Annotated in this window: 15 protein-coding genes; 8 read left to right on the forward strand and 7 right to left on the reverse strand. The window is 45.7% G+C overall.

Translation table 11 applies throughout. The annotated features are described in order from the left end of the window. The 3 genes from A3757_RS11930 to A3757_RS11940 form a co-directional block, all read left to right on the forward strand. On the forward strand, window positions 1-968 hold a 968-nt coding region (locus A3757_RS11930; RefSeq protein ID WP_231878263.1), incomplete at its 5' end, for a hypothetical protein. A 10-nt stretch (window positions 969-978) separates the two neighbouring features. Continuing rightward, a complete protein-coding gene (locus A3757_RS11935) occupies window positions 979-1,902 on the forward strand; it encodes an alpha/beta fold hydrolase (RefSeq protein WP_068511827.1) in 924 nt (307 codons plus the stop codon). A gap of 4 nt (window positions 1,903-1,906) precedes the next feature. Further along, the gene (locus A3757_RS11940) at window positions 1,907-2,197 is read left to right on the forward strand and encodes a TfoX/Sxy family protein (RefSeq protein WP_082865380.1); all 291 of its coding nucleotides are present in this window, start codon (window positions 1,907-1,909) and stop codon (window positions 2,195-2,197) included. A 567-nt stretch (window positions 2,198-2,764) separates the two neighbouring features. On the opposite strand, the gene hypE is transcribed toward A3757_RS11940, so the two are convergent. The 5 genes from hypE to hypB are packed head-to-tail and all read right to left on the reverse strand — an operon-like array spanning window position 2,765 to window position 8,272. Beyond that, entirely contained in the window at window positions 2,765-3,805 is a 1,041-nt protein-coding gene (gene hypE, locus A3757_RS11945; RefSeq protein WP_068554356.1) for a hydrogenase expression/formation protein HypE, read from the reverse strand. Window positions 3,806-3,819: 14 nt separating this feature from the next. After that, window positions 3,820-4,980 carry a hydrogenase formation protein HypD gene (hypD, locus tag A3757_RS11950; RefSeq protein WP_068511833.1) on the reverse strand — a complete coding sequence of 387 codons (1,161 nt, stop codon included), beginning with the start codon at window positions 4,978-4,980 and terminating at the stop codon, window positions 3,820-3,822. Beyond that, a complete protein-coding gene (locus tag A3757_RS11955; protein WP_068554170.1) occupies window positions 4,970-5,194 on the reverse strand; it encodes a HypC/HybG/HupF family hydrogenase formation chaperone in 225 nt (74 codons plus the stop codon). The genes hypD and A3757_RS11955 overlap by 11 nt, the downstream gene beginning before the upstream one ends. 23 nt (window positions 5,195-5,217) lie before the next feature. After that, window positions 5,218-7,566 (reverse strand): carbamoyltransferase HypF, encoded by a 2,349-nt coding sequence (gene hypF / locus A3757_RS11960; protein WP_068554355.1) that lies wholly within the window; start codon window positions 7,564-7,566, stop codon window positions 5,218-5,220. Continuing rightward, on the reverse strand, window positions 7,550-8,272 hold the full coding sequence (hypB, locus tag A3757_RS11965; protein ID WP_068554351.1) for a hydrogenase nickel incorporation protein HypB: 723 nt from the start codon (window positions 8,270-8,272) through the stop codon (window positions 7,550-7,552). The genes hypF and hypB overlap by 17 nt, the downstream gene beginning before the upstream one ends. 96 nt (window positions 8,273-8,368) lie before the next feature. Between hypB and A3757_RS11970 the strand changes: the two genes are divergently transcribed. From A3757_RS11970 to A3757_RS11980, 3 genes are all read left to right on the forward strand, one after another. Beyond that, window positions 8,369-9,274, forward strand: a complete 906-nt coding sequence (locus A3757_RS11970; protein WP_068554350.1) for a patatin-like phospholipase family protein — start codon at window positions 8,369-8,371, stop codon at window positions 9,272-9,274. 278 nt (window positions 9,275-9,552) lie between these two features. After that, window positions 9,553-11,517, forward strand: coding sequence for an acetate--CoA ligase (acs, locus tag A3757_RS11975; protein WP_068554348.1), 1,965 nt, complete (start codon window positions 9,553-9,555; stop codon window positions 11,515-11,517). 137 nt (window positions 11,518-11,654) lie between these two features. Beyond that, entirely contained in the window at window positions 11,655-12,302 is a 648-nt protein-coding gene (locus A3757_RS11980) for a response regulator transcription factor (protein WP_068511850.1), read from the forward strand. Between the two features lie 9 nt (window positions 12,303-12,311). Here A3757_RS11980 and A3757_RS11985 read toward each other — a convergent pair whose 3' ends face one another. Both A3757_RS11985 and A3757_RS11990 read right to left on the reverse strand, forming a co-directional pair. Next, window positions 12,312-14,030, reverse strand: a complete 1,719-nt coding sequence (locus tag A3757_RS11985) for a GspE/PulE family protein (protein WP_082865379.1) — start codon at window positions 14,028-14,030, stop codon at window positions 12,312-12,314. 94 nt (window positions 14,031-14,124) lie between these two features. Beyond that, entirely contained in the window at window positions 14,125-15,228 is a 1,104-nt protein-coding gene (locus A3757_RS11990; RefSeq protein ID WP_068511852.1) for a lipase family protein, read from the reverse strand. A gap of 203 nt (window positions 15,229-15,431) precedes the next feature. Between A3757_RS11990 and A3757_RS11995 the strand changes: the two genes are divergently transcribed. Both A3757_RS11995 and A3757_RS25180 read left to right on the forward strand, forming a co-directional pair. Next, the gene (locus tag A3757_RS11995) at window positions 15,432-16,292 is read left to right on the forward strand and encodes an HDOD domain-containing protein (RefSeq protein ID WP_068553621.1); all 861 of its coding nucleotides are present in this window, start codon (window positions 15,432-15,434) and stop codon (window positions 16,290-16,292) included. Continuing rightward, window positions 16,289-16,447, forward strand: a complete 159-nt coding sequence (locus tag A3757_RS25180) for an FAD-dependent oxidoreductase (RefSeq protein ID WP_082872101.1) — start codon at window positions 16,289-16,291, stop codon at window positions 16,445-16,447. The genes A3757_RS11995 and A3757_RS25180 overlap by 4 nt, the downstream gene beginning before the upstream one ends. The last annotated feature ends 32 nt before the right edge of the window (window positions 16,448-16,479 follow it).

Genomic DNA, 16,479 nt, shown 5'->3' on the forward strand with positions numbered 1-16,479 from the left:
AAGAGTCTGAGCTATTTCGAGCTAATATTTCCTCCACGCTGACCCTATATTGTATGAGCTATTGTCACGCGGAGCGCCTGTTGTCACCAAAGCAGGGAGTTGGGCTTGCCAGAAAACTCGGTATGGATCTCGGCCTAAAGCTCGTGCAGCAACAATATTTGAGTACCGGGAAACTAGCCGATTGGCTGCATTCAAGTGATGCGGATGTGAGTTTACCTGAGAGCTATTTTAATATCTCAGTGGATGACTCAAGCGCTGCCGCTGCGATTTACCCCTTCAAACATATTGCTGAGCTCGGGTATGAAACAGCGATGAGCTTGTATGATCACTCCTTGCGTTATTATGTTGATCAACTCCAGCAGGCTGGTTCACCTTATGCCTTCCACACAATCGGGTCATTGATAGCTGTTAGCCCTATCGCTTATGCGCTGGTGAGGGGGTTCCCGAAACGTTCAGCAGGTGAAGACTTCTATTTATTGAATAAGCTCGCGAAAGTTGGGCGTATTCATTCCTTGGAAGCTCCCACGATAGAAATTTCCGGGCGTCCTAGTCACCGTGTTCCCTTTGGCACCGGACCTGCGCTGCTAAAAATTAGCCGCATGGAAAAACCTGACAAGGTTTATACTTTCTATCATCCACAGTGCTTCAAACTGTTAAAAAAACTTCTAAGTATCATTTCAAATTCAGGACAGTCCTTCTCGTCTGCTGAGCTTCTGTTTGAAGCGATTAAAGATACAATGAGTGATGTCGATAGTGCAGCAGTGATTCAAGCGCTCTGTAATTTGAAGATAGAGAAGCAATTTAAACATCTTTCCCAAAAACGTGATTCGATAAGCTTTCAACGCGCTTTTCATATCTGGTTTGATGCTTTCGTCACGCTGCGCTTTATTCACGAAGTGCGTGACAGTCACTACCCGAATGTTAGTTTTAATGAGCTGCCTGAATTATCAAGCGAGATAGACCGGTAAGAGAGTTTTGATGACAGATACCTTAAGCAGAAGTGGAAAGCAGAGTGTGATTTCAGGTTTGATTCCCTGGGAATACCAAACCGGTTCAGGCATGACTTTAAGAGGCCATTACACCGAGCCTAGCGGTAAGCCTATGATCCACTTTATTCATGGTAATGGCTTCTGTGGCCTGACTTTTGAAAATCTTTTATCGCACTTTCAAGCTGATTATGACTTGTTTATCAGTGATGGTCAGGGGCATGGCGACAGTGATGCTGGTGGAAAATACCCAGGTTGGAATCGAAGTGCCAAGTATTTTGCAGAGGTATGGTCGAATTTTGAAGGTATGTGGGGCAAGGTGCCACGCATCGCGATGGGGCATAGCTATGGTGCCATCATGTCGACACTGATTATGTCTAGGCAGCCGAAATTATTCGATATGGGAATCCTAATGGACCCTGTCTATATGCCTCCAGTGATGGCGCGAACCGCGACAAGCCTAAAGACGCTTGGTTTGTCAAAGCGGATGCCCCTCGTTCGACAAGCCAAGGCTCGAACAGAGTCTTGGGAAAACTTCCAGGCCGTTTGGGATTACTTATACCAACGAGGTACTTTTAAGGGCTGGAAAGATGAGTGTCTTAAGTCTTATATTGACCATGCATTGATTGAAAGTGACGATGGCTCAATGCGCTTGAAATGCCCGCCTCGTATTGAAGCATCTATCTTCTCTGCTTATGCTAAGGGACTATGGCCAGCGATTCGCCGCATTGAAGCACCGATGACCATGCTCTATGGTGATCGGACTTACCCCTTTGTGAAACGCTCTAAAGCAAAAGTTCACGAAGCAAATTTGAATTACGATTTTATTGAAATGCCGGGTGGGCACTGTTTTATGCAAGAACAGCCTGAGCGCACGGCGCAAGAGATCAAACAAAAACTACGATTTAGTTTGTAGGTTTATGATGCGTTTAAGAGATCTAAAAGGCTTGGGTCCAAAAAGCGAAGCGGACTTGCTTGCTGTTGGCGTCTGTTCTGTAGAAGAGTTAAATCGGATTGGTCCCATTGAAGCATTTCTCAAGCTTAAAGCCTCGAATGATAAAGTCAGCCTAAATTTTCTGTACGCTTTAGTTGGTGCTGTTAAAGGTGAACATTGGCTAGACGTGGCCCGGCGAGAGAAGTCTTATTTGCTTAGCGAGTTAGATGGTTGCCAAGAGCTGGAGAGGATGTTTTCTCAAGATACTACGACTTAAGCAAGTTAGAGCCTTATGGTTATTCATTAAAAAGCATTTGTTAAAGAAGAAAGAAGTGAACTTCTTGAGCTACGTTAAAGTCTGCATTTAAGACTCTGACAACTCTAATAGGGTGCGCCATGCGCACCTCTGAACTCCGTGGCTCAAACAAACATAAATAGGGGTGGCCAAACCAATTCCCCCAGGCCTGTAGGCAGAGCCTTCCACGGCTCGCATGAGGGCTAGCACGAGGTTGATCAAGCGAGAGGTGGATCCTATGCCTACGGAGGAGACGATCAAACTCCGCTGGTGCGCACGGCGCACTCTATTGATATAGAAACGTCAGCTTTTGGCACTACTTTGTCACACATAACCATCAAAGCAATAAATCGCAGCCAATAAAAAACCCGACTAAAGAGTCGGGTCAAAGAAAATCATGAAATCTGTTTCCGAAACCGTGGGCCTGAATCGCTGTTCCGTACTTCGATGATGTAATCATATGACAGGTGATGCCTTGGGTCTGTAGCAAAAGTTTTGCGATGTGTAACATTTGATTAACAAGATCTTTTTTGAGTTGTGAACTGTTACCTAGCAAATTCTCGGTAATTGGTCAGCGTAACGCCACTCAATCAGGCGTTTACCGCCAAAGTTTGTAGTGAGTTGAATCAGCTCGTTTTCATCTTTGATTAGTTCGCCAATGATTTCAGCATCTCGACCTTTAGGGTGTTGTTTCATCACTTGCAGCAGTTGTTTCGTCTGCTCAGCTGGGCAGATTGCAACAAGTTTACCTTCGTTGGCAATATGCAGTGGATCTAAGCCTAGTAGTTCAGCCGTTGCGGCGACTTCAGGTTTAATAGGAATGTTTGCCTCTTCCAGGCTAATACCTAAAGCTCTGCCTTGGCATAGTTCGTGTAAAACCGCAGCGAGTCCACCTCGGGTTGGGTCGCGCATACAGCGAATAGCGGGGGCAGCTTCCAGCATGCTTTCAACCAGATCATTCAGCGCTTGTGAATCAGACTTTAGAGCGGATGAAAAGTTCATACCTTGCCTTTGAGACATAATGCAGGTGCCGTGATCTCCCAGGGTTCCGCTGATAATGACTTTGTCACCAGCCTTTATATTCACAGGTGATAAGTTGATGTCTTCAGGCAATGCGCCTATTCCTGTGGTGTTGATGTAAACACCGTCACCATGGCCTTGCTCTACCACTTTCGTATCACCGGTAACGATTTTAACCCCAGCCTCTTGGGCTGCCTCAGCCATAGAGTCGACAATGCGTTTTAGTTCAGAAAGCGGGAAGCCTTCTTCTAGAATAAAGCCAACACTTAGGTAGAGGGGCTGGGCACCTGACATGCAGACGTCATTGACTGTGCCGTGCACCGCTAAACTACCGATATTCCCGCCAGGGAAAAATAAAGGGGAGATGACATGGCTGTCGGTGGCCATGGTAATGCGAGACTGTGGTAGTGAAAGTGTTGCTTGATCAGACTTTTCTTGTAGGTAGCTATTATCGAAAGCTGGCAAAAAGAGTTCATCAATTAATGTGGCTGACGCTCGGCCACCACTTCCATGAGCCATCTCGATGAACCCATCCTTGAAATCCAGTGTGCTTGAGGTTTTGTTAGTCATTGGCGGGGCTCTGTCTACTGGGTGTTGGGTTGATAGCGATAGTAAGCTGCGCACGCGCCTTCAGATGATACCATGCATGAGCCAAGCGGGTTTTCAGGGGTGCAGGGCTTGTTAAATAGTTTGCATTCGTAGGGTTTTTTTTGCCCCGTCAAAACGGCAGGGCATTCACAGGCTTTGTTGTCAGATGCGATGTCATTGCCGTTTTTTGCGAACGTATCCTTATAGATATACTCGGCATCAAATTGTTGATATTCCTCTCGCAGCTTTAAAGCGCTGTCAGGCATTTCTCCGAGGCCTCGCCATTCGAAACTCTGTCGAAGGTCTAGGTACTTCTTGGTCAGTGCCTGTGCTTTCTGGTTTCCCTCAAAGCTTACTGCGCGCGTATATTGGTTTTCAACCTGGCAGGTGTTTCGGTTAATTTGGCGAACAAGCATTAAAATAGACTGAAGGATGTCCAAGGGTTCAAAGCCGGAAATGGTAATGGCTGTCTGGTAATGTTTGGCAAGTTCAAGATAAGGGCGTTCACCAGTGATAACGCTTACGTGGCCTGGGCCAATTAAACCATCAAGTACTCTAGTTCCAGCTTGTTTAGCTGGCTCTAGAATACCGGTGATTGCCGGAGGTGTCAGTACGTGGTTGCAGTAGATAAATAGGTTTTTAATATTGGCTTTGACAGCGGCGTCGAGCATAGCAACTGTAGGAGGCGTTGTCGTTTCGAAGCCAACAGCAAAGAATACGATATCCTTGCCAGGGTTATCTTGAGCCAGTGTTAGTGCTTCGAGCGGCGAGTAGAGCATGCGCACATCAGCTCCTTGGGCGCGTGCTTTTAACAAGCTCATTGTTTTGCTGCCGGGTACGCGCAACATATCACCATAAGAGCAGAGAATCGTATTTGGCTGCAGTGCGAGCGAGATAGCATTATCGATCGCGCTAATGGGCAGGACACAAACAGGGCAGCCGGGCCCATGGAGCAAGTCGATATTTTCAGGAAGTAAGTCAGGGATACCATAGCGAAAAATGGTATGCGTGTGACCACCACAAAATTCCATCAAGCGATAGCGTTTATCACTCTGTACTTCATTGGCAATGTTTTGGCAGAGCTTCTTGGCGAGTGAGCCTTGTCGAAACTCGCTGATATACTTTAGCTCTGGTGAGGCTTTTGTTTTAGCGCTCATCAGCCTCTCCTTGTGCAAAGAGCGCTAGTGTTCGTTTGGCCTCTTCTTCATCCAGCTTATTGAGAGCATAACCAACATGTAAAATAACATAATCGCCGACATGGACATCTTCGACTAGTGCCGTCGAAATCTTGGTCTTCACACCGCTTAGCTCAACGATCGCTTGTTCATCATCGAGAAGTGTTTCAATTTTTACCGGAAGTGCAAGGCACATGGTGCTGAGAGTCCTTAGTTATTTTACCAATGGCTCAAGTAAGCTTGACCCAGAGCGATGCCACCGTCGTTGGCGGGCAGCTTGATAGGGAAATATACCTTAAATCCCTGTGAAGTTAAGTGTTCGTTAAGCGATTCTCTGAGAAGCCGATTTTGGAAGCAACCTCCTGAGCAATAGACCGCTTTAGTCTGGCGCTGTTTGCTTGATTTCTCTAACCAACGAACGAGACCATCGACTAACTCGCGATGGAACAAGTATGCAGCCTGAGGTTTATTCTCCATAGCGCTTAAATAAGGAAGAAGCGGGCTAAGTAAGAGTTGGTTTTTCTCATCGATTTTGACAAGAGATTGAACGTGGTCCCTGGAGGCTGATCGAGCCAAAGACTCCAACTCTGCAGCGGCTTGCCCTTCATAAGTACACTCTTGGCGAACGCCGATTATTGAGGCGGCTGCATCGAACCACCTGCCTGCACTGCTCGTAAAATGGTGCGTTCCATTCAGAATGAAATGACTAGTGAGCTCATTCTTGAGGCTATCTGCGTAAGCTTCGAATGCCTGTTCCCTACTTGTTTTTGCCAATAGATTTGCACCAGTTCGCCAGATTTCCCGTGTGGCGATATCGCCACCAGGAATCGCTATTTTCTCAAGGTGTCCGATACGTTCTATCTGCTTCGAGTCTACATAGAATAGCTCACCACCCCAGGCTTGATTATCGTCTCCCAGGCCATTTCCATCGAGTATTAAAGCAAGCGCGGGTAGTTTTGCTTGGCCTGTTTGTTCTGCGAGTAAGGATGTCAGGTGAGCGTGATGGTGTTGAACTTTTATTAGGGGCGAGTTGCTTTTCTGCGAGTTCTTTTCAGCGAAGTGAGTACTTACATAATCTGGGTGAAGGTCTGCGCAGTATTGATCAATCCTATTGCCAAAAAGGTGTTGATAATGCGCGATGTTAGTCTGGAAACGCAGGTAGTTTTCTGGCTTGTCTAACTCGCCATGATAGGGCGATATATAGGCTTTATAGCCTTGAGTTAAGCAAAAGGTATTCTTTAAATGGGCCCCGCACGCAAGAGTGTGTGCTTGCCGATCTGCCAAAGCTATCGAGGCGGGAACTAGCCCACGAGAGCGTCTGATTAGTGCTTTGGGCTCACCTGCTTGGATTACTGAATCATCTGAAGGCGCGACAATATCCCGGTTGTTTAGCAAAGCGTAGTCAGCTAAGGAGGCAAGTCGCTCGATACACTTGTCGTTGTCATAAACTATGGGTTCATCAGGAAGGTTGGCGCTGGTCACGAGTAGTTGATAGTTTTGTGCTTCTTCAAGCCAATTTATTCCTTTTGGCCTGCCAAGCAGGGCATGAAAAATTAGATAATGAAGCGGGGTATAAGGCAACATGCAGCCCAAGTCACTTAGGTTCGGTGCGAGCCAATCTTCCTCTTCTTGCTTAGAGTCAGGCTTTAAACTTCTTTTCTTAGGCAGAAGTACAATCGGTGCGTGAGAAGAATTCAGCTCGTGAAGGCTTGCTCTGTCTAGCTCGACTATGGGCTCAAGTGAAGGCGTATTCAAGGCCATGAGGGCAAAGGGTTTATCAGGGCGTTGCTTAACTTTTCTTAGCCGCTTAATACTCTCAGAATTTTTGGCATCGCAAATTAAGTGGAAACCACCGATGCTTTTTATAGCAATAATAGCGCCTTGCTTTAATTGTTCGGCGCAAAAATCGATTAGTGCCTGATTCTGTTCTAGAGGCAAACGAATACCTTTCTTATCGACTAGCGCTAATTGTGGTCCACAGTCATTGCAGGCATTGGTTTGCGAGTGGAAGCGTTTGGCATTTGAGGGAGTGGAATATTCGTGCTGACAGGTACTACACATGTCGAACTTTGCCATACTGGTGTTGTCTCGGTCGTAGGGCAGATCGGCAATAATGCTGTAGCGTGGTCCACATTGAGTGCAGCTTATAAAAGGGTGAAGGTAACGACGGTTATTTGTGTCAAATAGTTCATCTAGACAAGAGGAACACAGTGCCAGGTCAGGGGATACTTCTGGTGCATTTGTCGATAATGATAGGCTATTGGAATCAGTTTCTGACTCTATGATTGAAAAGCTAGTGGCTGAGATTTGAGGGCTAATACGCTCAAGCTCAATACTCTCCACCTGAGCCGCAGAGGGCTTTGTTGCTAGAAGCTGATTACGGAATTCATCAAGGTGGGCTTGTTCCCCGGTTAATACAATTTCAAGGCCCGAGGAGGAATTTCGGACTGAGCCCGTCAGTGAAAGCGAGTGAGCGAGCCGATAAACAAAAGGCCGAAAGCCAAGGCCTTGTACTCGCCCGCTTACTTTCAGGCGAATACTTGCCGAGTCACTATCTTGTTGGTGCATGTTGATTGAGCCAGCTTAACCACTCTTCCATCCCGTCGCCTGTTTTGGCGGATAGAACGATAAACTTAATATCCGGGTTGATACGACGCGCATATTCGATGCTTTTATCGACATCAAAATCGACATAAGGAAGGAGGTCAGACTTATTGATTAGCATAAGTGAAGAAGCTTTAAACATGTCAGGGTATTTAAGCGGTTTATCTTCGCCTTCCGTGACCGATAAGACCACGACCTTGCTATGTTCTCCTAAGTCGAAAGCAGCGGGGCAAACGAGGTTGCCGACGTTTTCGATAAAAAGAATATCGTGCTCTGCCAGCTCAAGCTTTTTCATGGCATGTCCAACCGCATGAGCATCGAGGTGGCAGCCTTTTCCAGTATTGATTTGAATTGCCTTGGCACCGCTGTCGATGATTCTCTGCGCGTCATTATCTGTTTGCTGGTCGCCTTCAATAACACAGACTCTTTTGTTTCCCTTAAGGGGCTCGATCGTAGCGGTGAGTAGGGATGTTTTCCCGGAGCCTGGACTTGAAACCAAGTTTAAAGCGAGCACTTTATTTGAGGCAAGCAGGGCTCTATTCTTTTCCGCATAGCTATCATTCTTGGCAAGCAGGTCTTGTTCGACCTCAATCAGCCTAGAGTCAGTGTCGTGCTCATGCTCATGTTGATGAGAGTGAGAGGGAGTAGAGCAGCCGCAGGTTGTGCACATGGATATCGATTCTTGTTAGTAAGCTGATAAACATCATAGTAAATGAAACTCGCTCTGGTTAGAATTGCCTCAGGTCAAATATAAGAAACTTAATTTATGAAATGGAACCCTTTTAATCAGAGTATCGGGCTTGCGTTGGGCGGCGGCGCAGCAAAGGGTATTGCTCACATTGGCGTGCTGCAGGTACTGGAAGAGCGAAATGTAGAGATCGATTATATTTCCGGCACCAGTATTGGGGCTTTAGTCGCGAGCTACTATGCCTTCGGTAAGTCGATAGACGAGATCAAGAAAGTGGGCGAGGATATGAGTTTCAGCTCGATGGTCGGTTTGTCGATTCAACGCAAAGGTATCTTCACCACCAAAACCATTCACGAGATGATTTTGCAAGATATCGGTAATGTGGATATACAGGATGCTCGTATTCCTTTGGCGATTTGTACTACCGATATTCATACCGGTGAGAAGGTCATATTAAGATCAGGGAACTTGGCCGATGCGGTGTGTGCGTCAGCGGCAGTGCCAGGGATTTTTGTGCCGGTAGAAATTGAAGGTAGGTCGTTGGTTGATGGGGGTATCACTGAAAACGTACCCGTTTCAGCACTTGAACAGATGGGTGCGGGTATTACTATCGCTGTTGATTTGAATGGCGTGAGTCGCTATCAAGAACCTAAAGATATGGTCGCTATAATGGGGAATGCTATCGATATCGCAATTGATCAGCGTACCAAGGAGCAGTTGAAGAGGGCTGATTTGGTCTTGTCATTTGACTTGGCTAAATATAGTCGGTTTGGTAACCACGAACAGTTTGCGCCGGTATTCCAATATGGATACGACTTCACCGTAAAGAAGATATCACGCTTGTTCTGGTATCGGAAAATACGGCTTTTATATTTTCTTAGCGAGGTCCTGAAAGTGATTATTCCTCTCAAGGTGCCTATCATTCTGAACTTCAAAAGCTATTTGACCAGGCGGAGAAAGAAGATTCTTTCTAAAGTAGACTAATGCTTATATGAGAGCGAAAATACCGTGGAATTGAGAGCTGTGGTATGAGTTTATTGCGAGTGTCATTTGATGGGTGAACATTATCACTAGTCTGGGTTGTTTGTTCAATTGATGAAACAAACACTGAAGTCGGTTGTGCTATTTCTTTAGTTTATTGTCCAGAGAGCTTTAGACCATAGTCTAGTGCTCGACCAAGGTCTAATTGGCGGCGGCCAGAATATGTTGACAATAAGAGTTATATCTACTTACTCGGTAACATAGACTTCAAGGAGCCTGTCATGAGCTTAGCTGCCCAGAATAACTACACTACCTCTAATTCAACCAGTGATTTTGTGCCAAACATCGATAAAGTTGGCTATCAGAGCCTGTATCAAATGTCGATAGAGAAGAATGAAGACTACTGGCGAAAAGAAGCTGAGCGCTTGTATTGGGATAAACCCTTCACCAAAGTCAAAGATGTCTCATTTGCAAAAGATGACTTACATATTTCATGGTATGAAGATGGAGAGCTGAATGTTTGTTACAACTGTGTAGACAGGCATTTAGAAACGCGAGCAGACCAGGCAGCCATAATTTGGGAAGCCGATGAACCGGGCCACAGCAAGACAATTACCTATCGAGACTTACATCGAGAGGTGTGTCAGTTGGCTAATGGCCTGGAATCTATGGGAGTAGGTAAAGGTGACCGTGTCGTACTGTATATGCCTATGATTCCCGAGGCATCGTATGCGATGCTGGCGTGTGCTCGTATTGGTGCCATTCATTCAGTGGTATTTGGTGGTTTTTCGGCAACAGCTTTAGCAGATCGCCTGGATGATTGTGAGGCAAAAGTCGTGATTACGGCGACAGAGGGTGTGCGTGGTGGGAAATCTATCCCGCTTAAGTCAAGTGTGGACGACGCGCTGGAGATATCCAAACGTAATACTGTCAAAAATGTACTGGTTGTTGAAACAACCCATAACACAGGTTCAACTCGTCATAACTGGGACGTTGACTATCGTCGCTTGGTGGCTGAGCAAGCTGACAAGCATACAGCCGTTCCGGTAAATGCTGAAGATCCATTGTTCATTCTTTATACCTCTGGTTCTACCGGTAAACCAAAAGGTTTACAGCATTCCAGTGGTGGATATTTGACTTATGTGACGTCGACCTACTACTACACATTCGACCATAAAGAAGGTGATGTGTTCTGGTGCTCGGCAGATGTTGGCTGGATTACCGGCCATAGTTACATCGTTTATGGACCCTTGGCGAATGGTGCCACAACGCTCATGTATGAAGGCGTTCCCAATTATCCGAGTATGGGGCGCTTTGGTGAAGTAATTGATCAGCACAAGGTGACAGTTTTCTATACAGCGCCGACGGCTATTCGTACCTTAATGGCTAAAGCGGACGAAGCGACTGGGTCTAGTAAACGTGATTCACTGAGAATTCTTGGTACCGTAGGGGAGCCGATTAACCCGGAGGTATGGCGTTGGTATTATACTGAGTATGGCCATAGCAAATGTCCGGTTGTTGATACATGGTGGCAAACTGAAACGGGTGGTCAGATGATGACGCCTTTACCCTATGCAACAGAATCTAAACCGGGGTCTGCCTGTCATCCACTATTTGGTATACAAGCAGAGTTGGTAGATACCAATAGTGATATTCTCCAAGGTGAAACGAGTGGTCATTTGGTTATTATGGACTCCTGGCCGGGGCAGGCTCGTACCATCTGGAATGATCACGCACGGTTTATCGAAACCTATTTTTCAACTCATGACAATATGTACTTTACAGGCGACGGTGCCAAGCGAGATGCTGATGGCTATTTCTGGATTACCGGGCGTGTTGATGATGTCTTGAATGTTTCAGGTCATCGCTTAGGAACCGCTGAATTAGAGAGTGCTTTGGTGTCTCATCCTGATGTGGCGGAAGCAGCTGTTGTTGGTTATCCACATGATATCAAAGGTGAAGCTATCTATGTTTACGTGACGCCGATGGATGGAGTTGAACTTGCAGCCAATGCAACGGAGTTACTGAAGCAACATGTGAGAGTCGAAATGGGGCCCGTTGCGACTCCTGAGCTGATTCAGTGGGTCGATGCCTTACCCAAGACGCGATCTGGCAAGATCATGCGCAGGATCCTTCGCAAAATTGCTGCAGATGACTTTGGCAACTTGGGGGATACCTCAACGCTGAACGACCCTTCAGTAGTTGATGTGCTGATCGAGGGTCGTTTGAACCGCACTGACTCATAACTATAGGGTTGCTCGAGGGGAGATGAAAGGCATTATCTACCCCTCGAAAATTATGACCAGTCAGGCTATGCTGTTCTCCAAGGAACGTATTCTAATAATAAACATTGAACAGACATTCAATCCTGTTCGGAGAACTTATGTACCATTTTCATATCGCAGATGATCATCCACTTTTTCGCAGTGCCTTGTTAGAAATTATTAACGCCCACTTTGAAAACGTTACGATCACTGAATCGTCTGACCTGGAGACGACTCTGGCAGCCATTGCTGAAGACCCGGAGCTAGACCTTTTACTACTTGATCTGCATATGCCCGGCAGCCAAGACCTATTTGGCTTGGTGACAGTACGTGAGAAATTTCCTTCAATTCCGGTTGCTGTCGTGTCTGCTCGTGAAGATGCCGAGACGATAAGTCGCTCAATTGGTCATGGTGCAAGCGCTTATATTCCTAAATCAGCGTCGCCAAAAACTATCTATGAAGCATTGCAGTGCGTGACTGAGGGTGAGAAGTGGGTGCCTGAAGAAGTGCGCAGCCGCCTAAGGCGAATCGATGAAGAAGAGATGGACCTGGCTACCAAGATTGCTTCATTGACCCCTCAACAGTACAAAGTACTTTGCTTCCTGAGGGAAGGCTGGCTGAACAAGCAAATTGGATATGAAATAGGTGTGACTGAAGCAACTGTGAAGGCGCACATTACGGCGATATTTAAAAAATTAGGCGTGAGTAACCGTACACAAGCAGTCATTGTCTTGAGCAAGTTGTCTTTGGATGAGGCGTCTGAGTAAGGTTTGAGGTTATCCCAGTCTTACCCGATACACTTCTGACAATGAGGTTTGCTGTTGTCGGGCAATATGCAGTGCATGATCAGTAAGAGGCGTCATGCCATTTTCGATTGCGGCTTTTTCGATATCTGTCGCACTTACTTTTGGCTTGATCATGTCTCGAATATCGGGTGATAGTGTCAACAGTTCATATACTGCAACACGGCCTTTATGGCCTGTCATATGGCAGTTATCACAACCAGCGCCCTGATAGAATACTTCATCCTCACTCAGACCCAAAGCTTTCCGTACAATAGGGGATACCTGCTCTTCTTCCAGGCAGTGAGGACAATTCCGTTTAACAAGTCTTTGAGCCAGTACCGCTAGTAGCGTTGCATTTAGGAGATAGGCTTGTACGCCGATTTCAAGTAGACGGGTAATGGTCGAAGCGGCACTGTTGGTATGTAAGGTTGATAACACCAAATGCCCTGTAAGTGAGCTTTCTACTGCCATTTTAGCTGTTTCTTCATCTCGTATTTCACCGATCATAATGGCGTCTGGGTCGTGGCGAAGAATATTTTTGAGTGCACGTGCAAAGCTATAATCTATGGCATTGTTGACCTGGATTTGCAGAATATCATCGATATGGAATTCAACCGGATCTTCAACGGTGATGATATTGATTTCACGTTGTTTGATGGATTCGAGTGCCGCATAAAGTGTGGTGCTTTTTCCGGAGCCAGTAGGGCCGGTCACTAAAATCAGGCCACTGCTTTTGTTAACGAGTTGGGTAAACAGTTCCGAGTCTTTTTCATTGAATCCTATGGCATCGATATTATTGATACTGGTCGAAGTATCGAGGAGACGGATTACTACGCTTTCTCCATGAATAGTCGGCATGATCGATACGCGCAAATCAATCGATTTATCTTTGCTAGTGATTTTGGTCCGACCATCTTGAGGCAAACGATGCTCAGCGATATTCATTCCTGAGATAATCTTGATACGGGCAACAGCGGCAGGCAACATTTTAATATCAAAGTTGCGTATTTTTAGCAGACTGCCATCAATACGGTAGAGAATATCAACGCTTTTTTCTTTGGGCCTGATATGTATGTCTGATGCTCTGCGGGTTACCGCATCGGCGATCAAATTATGTATTAGCTTAACGGTTGGTTTATCTGATGCGAGCTTTATAGCTTGTTGAGCTTCCCAGCTATTGCTCAAGCTGGTGCTGGGCATATCCTTTAGAACATCATCAATATCGGTTGAGCCATAATATTGAGAAATTGCGTACTCTATATCACTTGCGGTACTCAATACCGGCTCGATGACTTGTTCAGATAAAAAATGCAGTAGGTTGATGGTTTCGTTATCAGACGGGTCTTCCATCGCCACGACTAAGCGATCTTTGTGAGCCATGAGGGGAATAACAGCATGTGCTCTGGCAAACTCGGCAGGAACTAGTTGCAACGCATGTTCATCAACGTCAAACCCGGCGAGCTGAATAAAAGGTATCTCCAGACAGCAGGAAAGTGCATTGCGAACCTGGTGGTCGCTAGCGTAGCCCAAGCGCTGCAATATATGCCCTAGCATTTCTTTCTTGCCCTCAGCAATTTGTTTATGCAGGGCGGTGCTTAACTGTTTTGACGTGATAATGCCGGTTTGCAGTAATATCTGCCCAAGATGCTGGTGTTGATAGCTTTTACTTTTTTCAAGTGACTCTACAAGCTGTTCACGATTTGCAATCAAGAAATAGGCTCCAAAACTAATTATATCCTTATTAGTTTAGTAGAAGATCGCCGCAAATGTGTATTCAAAGCACTTTGGCTTGAGCCGAGTCACTTTAGTGTTCATTTTCCAGCGCGGCTATCATTGCACAGAAGTAGCCATCATCTTTTAGTTGTGAATGGTCTTCTGTATTAGCTGAAATGACACTTGTCATATTATTTATCTGATCAAGTGGGCTTAAGGAAGCATGTTTAGCAATTGAAAGATCATCTGCTAGGTTCAACCAGTATATTTGTTCCAATGAAACAGAGTCACTTTCGTTCCACTCAACATAGTTAGCATAGTGGTCGAGTGAGATCTGCCTACCTAGGGTATCGAAGTTCATCAGGCTGTTTGCTTCGTTCATCGAATTCGCGATAAAGTCTGGAGCAATGCTGGATATCGACTTAAACTCGTTCAGTGCCTGTTGATTTACCGGTAAGCGGGCAATAAGGTCTTGTTCATACACCACTCTATGCACTCGGTTAGCGAGAAGAACTTGAGCTTTTTCAACCCACTTAGGGCTACCAACTTTGGGCGAGCCTGACAGGTAGACCTGATCAACGTGAATACCTTCTTGCTCGAAGCCTGCTGCACTTAGTTGCGCCAGTGCGCCGGCTAAGCTATGGCCAAATACCCATAGTTTGTTGCTTTGACCCTTTCGTGCTCTAACGCTTGCCAATAGCGATGCCCACTCTGAGCTTAATACTTGAGAGAAGCCGTGATGCGTTTTTTCACCTAGTGTAAAGCTATGTTCAAAATCGTCTGAAGTCCCATCGGAATTGTAAAGCCACTCCTTGTTACTATCCGTGTATCTATAGGTAATGAGCATTGTATCTTTATAATCAGCAAGCAATATACGCAGGTTGGTCTCTGGGTTGTCGATGATCTCTAAGTTGCGTAGCTGCCATTGTTGTTCAAACTCTTCAGCGGAAATAGAATTCTCTCCTAGCGTCGTAAGTGAAATCCAGGAGAGACTTAGAGCGTTGGCGAAATCGAAATGAGCTTTTTGGGTATCCAGGTATATTTCGGGAGGGACTTGTGTGCAATTGGCGGAGTCGAGTTGTTCAATAAAGGCTGAACGGGAAATATCCGCATAGGCTGAAAAAGATAAAGCCAAGCTGAAGGGTAGAATAATGGGCAAAGAAAGTAGCAACGACAAGATACTAAACTTCTTCATAGAGCTCCTGGAATTGAAACGGTTGTTTGAATGAGCGCGTATAATAGGCGAGCTAGTTATAATCTCAAGGAATTAGGCTCAGCTATTGCAATTGTTCACTAATTACACAAAGCTGTTACATCCTTCGTTATTTCCCAATATCCCTGCTATCCCACCAACGCTGGTCTACACTAAATAAAAACAATAATCAGTGGAGTAGTTGTGTGAGCAGCCCGATTTCAGATTTAAGCCCAAAAGCGCAAGCTATTGCGAAATATATTGATAATCTAAGCGATAACAAAATCGAAGTGCCGATGCTGCCGGATGTGGCAAACCAGGTTTTAGCTTTATCGAATGATCCAGATTCTGATGCCGCACAGTTGGCCAAACTCATACAAAGTGACCAGGCCTTGGCTGGCCATGTGATGCGCATTGCTAATTCAGCCGCATATACACCCAACGCCTCAATGGTTTCTCTGCAACAAGCTGTGGCAAGGCTCGGTCTGTCTCTGATTACAGAAATTGCTTTGGCAGCTTCTCTTAATACGAAAATATTTAAAGCGCCCACATACGAAAACCGTATTAATGAAATATGGGACCATGCTTTATGTACAGCCTTTTGGGGAAAAGAGGTTGCGCGAGTTGCCAAGAAAAATGTCGAAGCCGCCTTTCTATGCGGTTTGCTTCATAGCATTGGCAAACCGGTTATCCTTCAGACCATCTTTGACTACTCGGAATGGCATGACGTATCTATTTCATTAGATGAAGTAGGGGTAATCGAATCTGCTTATCATGTGAAATATGGCGAAGTCGTGGTCAGAAAATGGAAAATGCCCGCAATCGTTCAGGAATCTGTTCATTACTATGCTGACTATCAAAATGCCCAAAGCAATCGTGACCAAGCGATGGTGACTAATGGTGCTGCTAAGTTAGCTCAAGCAATGTTATCGGGTGAAGAAGCTGCGATAGATACAGCTTTGCAAGATACCGTATTTGCAGATCTGAATTTATATGAAGATGAATTGGAGCTTTTGAAGGAAAGACACGACATCGTGAAGAGTGGTCTGGAGGCAATTCGTTCATGAGACAAGTTGATGTAGTGATTATTGGTAGTGGTCCTGCAGGGCAAAAAGCAGCGGTACAGGCAGCCAAAGGTGGTAAGAGTGTCGCTCTTATAGAGCGGGATCAATGGTTGGGTGGTGCATGTGTACACCACCCAACCATTGATCCCGCTCTATAAGAGCGACACTCTTACCACCTTTGGCTGCCTGT

The sequence above is a fragment of the Oleiphilus sp. HI0117 genome, from assembly GCF_001635235.1.